Origin of the sequence: Mycobacterium sp. 1245111.1, from assembly GCF_001673405.1 — a bacterium.
Taxonomy (GTDB): Bacteria; Actinomycetota; Actinomycetes; order Mycobacteriales; family Mycobacteriaceae; genus Mycobacterium.
Genome location: NZ_LZLV01000119.1, coordinates 67,581 through 76,758, shown reverse-complemented (window position 1 = coordinate 76,758; position 9,178 = coordinate 67,581). Strand labels below are relative to the sequence as shown.

At 63.6% G+C, this 9,178-nt stretch carries 10 protein-coding genes and 1 pseudogene; 6 read left to right on the top strand and 5 right to left on the bottom strand.

Going from position 1 to position 9,178, the window contains the following annotated elements:
- Positions 1–482 (bottom strand): annotated as a pseudogene (locus tag A5658_RS19790) (hypothetical protein); the annotation flags it as partial.
- Between the two features lie 274 nt (positions 483–756).
- Here A5658_RS19790 and A5658_RS19785 point away from each other — a divergent pair.
- From A5658_RS19785 to A5658_RS19755, 6 genes are all read left to right on the top strand, one after another.
- A complete protein-coding gene (locus tag A5658_RS19785) occupies positions 757–1,068 on the top strand; it encodes a WXG100 family type VII secretion target (protein ID WP_067339156.1) in 312 nt (103 codons plus the stop codon).
- Positions 1,061–1,351 (top strand): WXG100 family type VII secretion target, encoded by a 291-nt coding sequence (locus tag A5658_RS19780; RefSeq protein ID WP_067339153.1) that lies wholly within the window; start codon positions 1,061–1,063, stop codon positions 1,349–1,351. The genes A5658_RS19785 and A5658_RS19780 overlap by 8 nt, the downstream gene beginning before the upstream one ends.
- An 88-nt stretch (positions 1,352–1,439) precedes the next feature.
- Positions 1,440–3,545, top strand: coding sequence for an ADP-ribosyltransferse (locus A5658_RS19775; RefSeq protein WP_156751558.1), 2,106 nt, complete (start codon positions 1,440–1,442; stop codon positions 3,543–3,545).
- Between the two features lie 328 nt (positions 3,546–3,873).
- The gene (locus A5658_RS19765) at positions 3,874–4,803 is read left to right on the top strand and encodes an HAD family phosphatase (RefSeq protein WP_067339146.1); all 930 of its coding nucleotides are present in this window, start codon (positions 3,874–3,876) and stop codon (positions 4,801–4,803) included.
- 42 nt (positions 4,804–4,845) lie between these two features.
- On the top strand, positions 4,846–5,358 hold the full coding sequence (locus A5658_RS19760) for a MaoC family dehydratase N-terminal domain-containing protein (protein WP_067339144.1): 513 nt from the start codon (positions 4,846–4,848) through the stop codon (positions 5,356–5,358).
- Between the two features lie 35 nt (positions 5,359–5,393).
- The gene (locus A5658_RS19755; RefSeq protein WP_067339142.1) at positions 5,394–6,266 is read left to right on the top strand and encodes a cyclopropane mycolic acid synthase family methyltransferase; all 873 of its coding nucleotides are present in this window, start codon (positions 5,394–5,396) and stop codon (positions 6,264–6,266) included.
- On the opposite strand, the gene A5658_RS19750 is transcribed toward A5658_RS19755, so the two are convergent.
- The 4 genes from A5658_RS19750 to A5658_RS19740 all read right to left on the bottom strand — a co-directional run bounded on the left by A5658_RS19750 (position 6,267) and on the right by A5658_RS19740 (position 9,086).
- Entirely contained in the window at positions 6,267–7,331 is a 1,065-nt protein-coding gene (locus tag A5658_RS19750) for a lysophospholipid acyltransferase family protein (protein ID WP_067339140.1), read from the bottom strand.
- 20 nt (positions 7,332–7,351) lie between these two features.
- Positions 7,352–8,452: an SDR family oxidoreductase gene (locus A5658_RS19745; RefSeq protein WP_067339137.1), complete on the bottom strand. Its 1,101-nt coding sequence runs from the start codon at positions 8,450–8,452 to the stop codon at positions 7,352–7,354.
- 69 nt (positions 8,453–8,521) lie between these two features.
- The gene (locus A5658_RS27695; protein WP_003402602.1) at positions 8,522–8,623 is read right to left on the bottom strand and encodes a 30S ribosomal protein bS22; all 102 of its coding nucleotides are present in this window, start codon (positions 8,621–8,623) and stop codon (positions 8,522–8,524) included.
- A 211-nt stretch (positions 8,624–8,834) separates the two neighbouring features.
- Entirely contained in the window at positions 8,835–9,086 is a 252-nt protein-coding gene (locus tag A5658_RS19740; protein WP_067339135.1) for a cell division/environmental response transcriptional regulator, read from the bottom strand.
- Between the last annotated feature and the right edge of the window lie 92 nt (positions 9,087–9,178).

The following is a 9,178-nucleotide window of genomic DNA, read 5'->3' as shown; positions in this document are numbered from 1 at the left end:
GCACCGCGCACCGCGTTGGCCAGTTCCTCATCGGCGTCATGGGCATGCAGCTTGCAAGTGTCGAGTTGTCCTTGCAGCAGCTGTTCTTCGGCAGCCAACGTCAGCTGGTCAAACCCGATCGCACCTATCCCGGCTTCGATGCGCCAGTCCGGCGTGATCGAAAAGCCAAAGCCCTCGGCGGCCTGCTCGATCCCCTCCAGCTCAGACTTCACCGCACGCACGTCTGCTTCGGCAACCGACACCGCCGCGGCCACCTGCTTGGACTCCTGCCCGTCGGCCTCAATGTCGCGACGCGTCTTGCCCAAATCAGCACGAAACGCATCCCCGGCATCCCCGCGCCAATCGCTCAGCGTGTCGTGCACCTGCCCCAGGTTGTCGCCCAACCTCTGCAACGTCACCGCCCGATTGCTGGCGATCTGAAACACCCCATGAATGGCATCAGGATCCCAGCGCTTGACGTCAGCCGGGGTCAACGCCACCACCAGCTACACCTTCCTGTTCACTGGTCCTGCGCGCTGAAGCATAGCCCGAACAATGGGGCTGCGCCCTTCACCTTTTGAGCGACCAAACGCGCGGACGACGAACCTACACAACTTTTGGCGGTGACATTCGTCAGCACGATTGGCTATGGGTATGGGCACGTCCTCTTTACCAAACTAATGACCAATGTCATTGCTTCACAGCCGCAATCCGCGATGCCGCTTGTGCGCCAAGGGTGAATTGTGCCCGTGGTCCGAGGCCTCTAGCTTTACCGCTATGGCCGACCATCCACCGTTGCGGGTTCAACCTGAGGCCATGCACGTTGCGTCACAAGCGTTGTCGAGCGCGGCAAAGGATCTACATAGCCGACTCGCCGAGCTCGACGGCCAAGTCCGTGAACTGCTAGACGGGTGGCATGGCGGCTCCGGTGGCGCGTATGCCGCGGTGTGGGATTCGTGGCATCGCGGCGCTGGCGAGGTGCAACTGGGATTGTCGATTCTTGCCAAAGCCATCGGTATGACCGGCACCGAATTCCAAACCCACGAGGACGCGTCAGCCCAGGAATTGGATGGCGTTTACCGTGGCTGACGCGTTCAGCGTAGACCCAGATTCGCTCGCCGACGCGGTCCAGCGAATGGCCGAGTATGTGCGGCACACCGAGAGCATCGTGGCTGAAATCGATTCGTTGGTAACGCATCTACACCAAACCTGGTCGGGCCAAGCCGCGGCCGCTCACGCCGAGGCGCACCTCCACTGGTCGCGCGGTGAAGCGACAATGCGGGACGCACTGAATCAGCTGCACACCGCCGGCCGCGGCACCCACCACAACTACACCCAAGCCATGGCGACGAATTCTGCCATGTGGTCGTGAGCTGATGGCTCCGCTTGTGGTCGACCCAGCGGCAATGGATCGCGCTGGCGCAGAGGTCATTTCGGTCGGTGAAGGTTTAGGTTCCACCGTGTCGACGTTGACTGCCGCGCTCGGCGGATGCCAGGGGATGTCCGGTGACGATCCGGCGGGCGCGGCTTTTGGACGCAGCTATGACAACTCGTCAACCAAGCTGCTCGAGGCGATGGCCACCACGCGTAATGGTGTGTGCCGCCTAGGTGATGGCGTGCGGGTGTCCGCGCACAACTACTCCGTCGCCGAGGCGCACTCGAACATCTCGGGACAGACCGAAGCCCTGCCGAGCCCTCATCCCACCGGGGCAATCTCAGCGGGTTCGACGCCGTCGTCTGTCGGCCGCGGCGTCGGCGTCCCGGCGGGTTGGGGTTGGGTGGCCAACTACATCGGGATGATCTGGCCGACCGGAAACTCGGCCAAGCTGCGTGGCGCGGCGGCGGCTTGGATCAGCGCCGGCACGAATTTTCAGGTCAGCGAAATACTGGGTGCAGTCGGGCCGATGAGCATCATTGGCGCTCAACAGATTCCAGAAGGCCCGGCGATCGCCGCGGCATTCACCGAAACCAACCGCTGCGCGACGGGCATCTTGCAACAGTGCACGACGATCGCGACGCACCTCACGTCCTACGCGTCCAAGATCGACACGGTCCACGCCGCGATCATCGACCTGCTGTCGCGCATCTGCAATCCGACGACCGGGATCAAAGAAGTCTGGGAACTCCTCACCGACGAGGACGAAGACGAAATCAAGAAGATCGCCAACGACATTCGTGTCATCGTCAACCAGTTCACCGCCGAAGTCCACGCGCTGGGGCAACAGATCGAGGCCGCGCTCACCGAAGCGAAAACGATTCTTTCCACGATGGCCCACTACGCCGAGAAGGAGTGGGACCACTTCCTGCACGCCACCGACGTCGGCCGAGCGCTGGACCATGTTGGGCGGGTTTTCGGCGGCTTCGTCACGGAAGCGGAAGGCACCCTCAAAGGCATCTGGAACTTCAACCCGCTGCGAGCCGTCGTTGACCCAAAGGGCTTCTGGCAGTCCATATCCGGCTCGCTCGAACACCTCGAAGCTCTCACCGGACTAGACGGCGGGCAAAAGGCGGAAGAGGCCTGGAAAGAGGAAGCCAAGGGCCTCGTCCATTGGGACGAGTGGAGCACGGACCCGTTCACTGCAGCGGGCGAAACCATCTTCGACGTAGCGACGGCGCTCATTCCGGGCGGCGCGTTGTCCAAGGTGTCCAAACTCGGCCGCCTCGGGGCAGATGCGGCCGAGGCGCCCAAGGGATTTCACGTACCCACCCCGACCCGGCTACCGAATCCAGCACCCCACGAGAACCCGCCACAGCGCAACGAACCGCCACACAGCGACCCGCCCAAAGGTGGCCAGCCCGGCCCCGCGCCCACAGCTAAAGGCGCGTTGCCGCCTTACGGGGCCACTGAATCCAAGGTTCCGACCACTCCGAAACCGACAACCGGCACCGAGCCGAAGCCACCCGTCGGCCCGGCACAACCGGCGCCCGGGCACGAGTCGGCACACACGGCCCCCACGGCGTCCGCGCCCGACACTCCTACCGGCACAGCACCTGGAATCGCCAGCCCTGCCCCGCAGCACGCTCCCTCATCGCTCAGCAGCGGGCACGCCCACGGTGGTGGGGATGACCCGCCGATGCATGGCCTGACTGATGAAAAGCGCGACGAGATTCTCGCGACACCGAAGGGCAGTCGCCCTGACCCAAGCGAATACTTGTCGCCCGAGTACATAGAGCAACACCTTGAGAAATTCAACCAGGGCGGAACTCGCTTTATGCTGCAAGAGAACCTAGATAAATATGGCATCGGCCAGCGCGACGGGACGACCTTTCTGTTCCCCACCAGCGAGATTGACACCCTGATCGCCGCGGGCAATTTGGGCGAGGTCGAATCAGCACTCGGCTTGCCTAACGGCTACTTCAAGGACTTCGACGTGATACGCGTCGACGTCCCTGGCGCGCAAAATTACAATGTCAGAATCCCGTCAGGTAACGAAGCAGGCGCCAACGAGTACTGGCTTCCGGGAGGTTTGCTGCCAGAAGGCATGTCCGAAGCGGTTATTGATGGCTCCAAGGTGCTGCCGGATGACCTAATCGTCGTCGACCTCGAAGATTTCGGAGGAAAGTAGATGACGTACGAGTTCACCTACTCCTCCGACGATCACGACTACTGGCTCGGCGTTGACCCCGAGTCGAAGAGACACATTCTCGGCATCCCAGTGTCGAATCCGATGGTCGACTACATCGAAACGTATTGGCTAGATGATCAGCAGTACAGCACCTTTGTTGAGCGAGAAGATTTAGCGACCGAATTCGCAGACGCTTGCCGCAGGCGTCAGCACGACGATCTCCTAACGCACCAACCAGGCAGACATCGCGGGACTCCCAGGTAGCCCATCCAAACCACACCGTCGCGGTCAACCGCCCCAACTCCGCCCGGGCGGATAGTGTGAAACCGTGACCGCTTCCGGCGGCCCGGGCAATGTCGAACCCGGCCCGAACGCAGAACCCGACCCCGTTGAGCAGCAATTCGAAACGGCGGCCGCCAACGCGAGCGCCGAGCGGGCGCTCGAAGACGTCCAAACCGACGAAGAACCCGGACCCGAGCAGCCGCCCGTCGACCTGACCGCGGCGGCGTTCTTCGATGTCGACAACACGTTGGTGCAGGGCTCGTCGCTTGTTCACTTCGGCCGCGGCCTGGCCGCCCGCAAGTACTTCACGTACCGCGACGTCCTCGGATTCATCTACGCGCAGGCCAAGTTTCAGGTTCTCGGCAAAGAGAACAGCAACGACGTCGCCGCCGGCCGGCGCAAAGCACTGGCCTTCATCGAAGGTCGCCCGACCGCCGAGCTGATGCGCCTTGGCGAAGAGGTCTTCGACGAGATCATCGCCGACAAAATTTGGGAAGGCACCCGCCAGCTCGCGCAGATGCACCTCGACGCCGGCCAGCAGGTCTGGCTGGTCACCGCGACGCCGTATGAGCTCGCGATCACCATCGCCCGCCGCCTCGGACTGACCGGCGCACTGGGCACCGTCGCCGAATCCGAAAACGGGGTGTTCACCGGCCGCCTCGTCGGCGACATCCTGCACGGCCCGGGCAAGGCGCACGCCGTGCGCTCGCTGGCCATCCGCGAGGGCCTCAACCTCAAGCGCTGCACTGCTTACTCCGACAGCTATAACGACGTGCCATTGCTGTCCCTGGTCGGCACCGCCGTGGCGATCAACCCCGACGCGGCACTCAGGGATTACGCCCGCAAACGCGGCTGGGAAATCCGCGACTTCCGGACCGCCCGCAAGGCAGCCCGCATCGGCGTACCGTCGGCTCTGGCGCTGGGCGCGGCGGGCGGTGCACTGGCTGCGGTCGCATCGAGACGGCAATCTCGCTGATAAGCTGCGCCGCTGAGCACCCGTAAGAGTGGAGAGCAGCGCATGTCATTGCCCGCAGGCACCGAAGGCCTGATCGGCACGCACTATCGGTACCCCGACTACTTCGAGGTAGGCCGCGAAAAGGTCCGCGAGTTCGCTGAGTCCATCAGCAACGATCACCCGTCGCACCACACGGAGGAAGCGGCCGCCGAATACGGCTACGACTCCACCGTGGCGCCGCTGACGTTCCTCGCGGTGGCCGGACGGCGGGTCCAGATGGACGTCTTCACCAAGTTCGACATCCCGATCAACCTGGCCCGGGTGCTGCACCGCGATCAGAAATTCGTCTACCACCGTCCGATCAAGACCGGTGATCGGCTGTATTTCGACACCTACTTGGACTCGGTCATCGAGTCGCACGGCACGGTGATCGCGGAGATCCGCAGCGAAGTCACAGACGCCGATGGCAAACCAATCATCACCAGCATCGTCACCATGCTCGGCGAGTCTTCCAACCCCGACGCGAACGCGGAGGCGACAATCGCCGCAATTGCTTCTATCCGTGCTGGGGCCTAGTGTCAGCCGGAGCCTTGTAGGGGGAGTTCCGACCAATGAGCACCGATCTCACGCCACATTTTGACGACGTCCAGTCGCATTACGACCTCTCGGACGAGTTCTACCAGCTGTTTCTCGACCCCACCCAGACCTACAGCTGCGCGTACTTCGAGCGCGACGACATGACCCTCGAAGAGGCTCAGCGAGCAAAGGTCGATCTGTCGCTCGGCAAACTCGGTCTCGAGCCCGGCATGACGCTGCTCGACGTCGGATGTGGCTGGGGGGCCACGCTGCGTCGCGCCATCGAGAAGTACGACGTCAACGTCATCGGTCTCACGCTGTCCAAGAACCAGGCCGCCCACGTTCAGAAGTCGTTCGACGCGCTGGACACCCCGCGCACGCGGCGGGTGCTGCTGAACGGCTGGGAGCAGTTCCACGAGCCCGTCGATCGGATCGTGTCGATCGGCGCGTTCGAGCACTTCGGTTTCGAACGCTACGACGATTTCTTCAAGATGGCCTGGGACGCGCTACCGGCTGGCGGCACCATGATGTTGCACACCATCGTGATCCCCAGCGAGAAGGAATTCCAGGATCGCGGCCTCAAGCTCACGATCACGCGGGCCAAGTTCGCCAAGTTCATCATGGACGAGATCTTCCCCGGCGGCCGTCTGCCGTCGGTGGAACTGGTCGAGAAGCACGCGACCAAGCAAGGTTTCGAGGTCGCCCTTGTCCAGCCGCTGCGGTTGCACTACGCGCGCACCCTGGACCTCTGGGCCGAGGCGCTGGCGGCCCGCAAGGACGAGGCCATCAAGATCCAGTCCGAAGAGGTCTACAACCGCTACATGAAGTACCTGCAGGGTTGTGCCGAGACGTTCCGCGAGGGCGCCACCGACGTCTGCCAGTTCACGCTGGTCAAGCCAGCTGCGTAATCAGCCGAAGAACATATTGCGGCGTCCCGCCAGCAGCTGATACAGCGTCTGCTGGATGGTTTCGCGTACCTGGTCGGTCAGCTCGAACGTCACCATCGGGTCCTCGGCGTCGGCGCCCTCGTAGTGCGCGGTGTCGATCGGCTCACCGAACGCGATGTGCCACTTCGACGGCAGCGGCACTAGCCCGGCCGGGCCGGCCAGCGGGAACAGCGGCGTGACCGGGAAGTACGGCAGCCCGAACAACCGCGCCAGCAGCCGCACGTCGGTCAGCATCGGATAGATCTCCTCCGAGCCGACGATCGAGCACGGAATGATCGGGGCCTTGGCGCGCAGCGCAGCGGCCACGAAACCGCCGCGGCCGAACCGCTGCAGCTTGTAGCGGTCTTTGAAGCGCTTGCCCAGCCCCTTGTAACCCTCGGGGAATACCGCGGTCAGTTCGCCCGCGGCCAGCAGTCGATTCGCGTCGGCGGTGCACGCCATCGTGTGGCCGGCCTTCCGGGCCGCCGCGCTCACCATCGGCAGGTCGAACACCATGTCGGCTGCCAGCAGGCGCAGATCCCGGTGCGCGGGATGCTCGTCGTGCACGGCGACCGAAGCCATCAGCCCGTCGAACGGCAGCACGCCCGCATGATTGGCCACCACCAGGCCGGCACCGGTGTCGGGCAGATGCTCGATGCCACTGACCTCGACGCGGAACCACGACCTGAAGAAGAACCTCAGCAAGGGCCGGACGATCGCATCGTTGAGGTGTGGGTCGAAACCGAATTCGTCGACCTGGTAGTCGCCGGAGAGCCGCAGCCGCAAGAAGTCTGCGACGGCGCTGACCTTCTGCGCGAGCTCATTCGCGGGCTGCTCGATGGCCGTTCGGCTGTTTGCGCCGCGACGGTGCTGGTCAATTTCGCGTACGACGGCGGCGATCTCGTCGGCCGACGCCCGGGACTCGGGCTCGGTGAGCAGGGAGGGATGCTGGCGGGTCTGCGTGCGCTGACCGGCACGCCGTTGCGCCGCCGCGCGGTTCGAATTACCGTGCAGCGGAATGACTTTCGCCTTCGAATCGCCCGCCAAAGAAAAAACCTCCCCTCGCGTCAATTGATTTTGGCTCGGGGACCAAAGCGCTGCACTGCTGCTACGGCCCGACCTTCAATGGAGCGTACCCACTCCGGATCGATAATGGGAGTTAAAGCTCGGCCGCGAACGTAATCGTCGAAAGCCTCCGCAGTGGACCACTTGGGGTGGTATTCGAGCTCCTGCTCCATCCGCGTGGTGTCCATCACTCTGCCGTAGCTCAGGTAGTCGAGTTGCTCGCGATTGATCTCTGCGTAACGGTTCGCCCGTCGCAACGAATCCAGCGCCGCGAGCCCAAATCCCGGTACCGGCAATGCAACTCGGCCCGCACGCCGGATCGCTTGCGACAACATGATGATCCCGCTGGCGCCGATGTTGAACGTGCCGGGCTTGCCGGCCATCACGGCGCGCTCCAACGCGCCCAGCGCATCCTGCTCGTGTAACAGTTGCAAGCGCGCGTCGCGGCCGAGCACCGTCGGGACCAATGGTCCGGCAAGGTAGCGCGACAGCGTGGTCTCCATCGCCGGGCCGATCATGTTCGCCAGCCGCAGAATCGTCACCGCGATGTCGGGCCGACGCCGGCCGAGCCCACGCGCATAGCCCTCGATGTCGAGGCTGTCTTTCGGAAAGCCCTCGCGGAACGGACGACGGCTGCTGCTGTCCTCGGTGAACATCACCGGATCGTGCGGGCTGGACCCGTAAACCTCGGACGTCGACTTCAGCACCACGCGACGCACCGACGGCGCGTTCTGGCAGGCGGCGAACAACTGCATCGCGCCGAGCACGTTGATTTCCTTCAACGCCGCACCACCGCCGGATCTGGGCGCGAACGAGGCCGCGGCCGCGTGGACGACGGTGTCGACATCGCCGTTTCTAATCACCTTGGCCACAAAGGGATTGCGAATGTCGGCGCGCACAAACTCGGCGCGTCCCATCCGGCGCAGCATGTCCTTGCTGGGCGCTACGGCGTCGACGGCGATGACCCGATTGATCATCGGGTTCTGCACCAACCGCGCCGTCAGGTAACCGCCCAGAAATCGGCACGCGCCAGTGACCAGCACAACTTTCGGGTAATGCACGGTATCGGCGCCGGAACCTGACTGACCGCCCGACGAATCCACCTGAACAGCCTAACGATCTCGCGCCGTCGCGGCATCGGCTGCACACGACGGCAGCGCGCAGCGGAAGGGTTACTTACCGAGTTTTCTGCGCTGCACCCGGGTGCGGCGAAGCAGCTTACGGTGCTTCTTCTTCGACATCCGCTTGCGACGCTTCTTGATTACTGAACCCATAACTCCGCTATCTGTGCTGGACTGCCCGCAATAACCCGCACACTCTACCCGGCAGCACACGTCGAACACCAAAGCCGGTGCCGGTGGGCCGAAATGGCTCATCGGTACGACGGGATAGCCGCTAGACATGAACCGTTGCGATGCGTCGCGGCGTGTCTTCGCGACGGTTTACGTGTCGGCGGCCGCACGCGCGGTCCCGACTCCGGTCCGTCTAGCCAGCGTCGAAGTACGAGCTCTCCAACATGTCGTGCACTGCCTTCGCGTGCACGCGGAAAGACCGTCCGACGCGGACCGCAGGCAGCTCACCGTTGTGAACCAACCGATAGACCGTCATCTTGCTGACCCGCATCAGTGCTGCCACCTCTGCAACCGTCAGGAATTGCGTCCGGGGCTGCTGGCCGTCTACGGAACCCGTGTCGCGTCCCGGTTTACCGCCAGCCGATGGCCCGTTCATAGACGTCATCGCAACCCAATCAGTCAGGCTCCTGCAGTCCCAGCGGCTTCCCCTCCGCTGGCACCCACAGGTGCATACCAACAAGGAGAATAGCGGGACTA

What these genes read in the sequence shown, in the direction of transcription:
- A5658_RS19785 (WP_067339156.1), top strand. Translation starts at nt 757, where the DNA reads ATGGCCGACCATCCACCGTTGCGGGTTCAACCTGAGGCCATGCACGTT.
- A5658_RS19755 (WP_067339142.1), top strand. Translation starts at nt 5,394, where the DNA reads ATGAGCACCGATCTCACGCCACATTTTGACGACGTCCAGTCGCATTAC.
- A5658_RS19740 (WP_067339135.1), bottom strand. Translation starts at nt 9,086, where the DNA reads ATGACGTCTATGAACGGGCCATCGGCTGGCGGTAAACCGGGACGCGAC.
- A5658_RS19760 (WP_067339144.1), top strand. Translation starts at nt 4,846, where the DNA reads ATGTCATTGCCCGCAGGCACCGAAGGCCTGATCGGCACGCACTATCGG.
- A5658_RS27695 (WP_003402602.1), bottom strand. Translation starts at nt 8,623, where the DNA reads ATGGGTTCAGTAATCAAGAAGCGTCGCAAGCGGATGTCGAAGAAGAAG.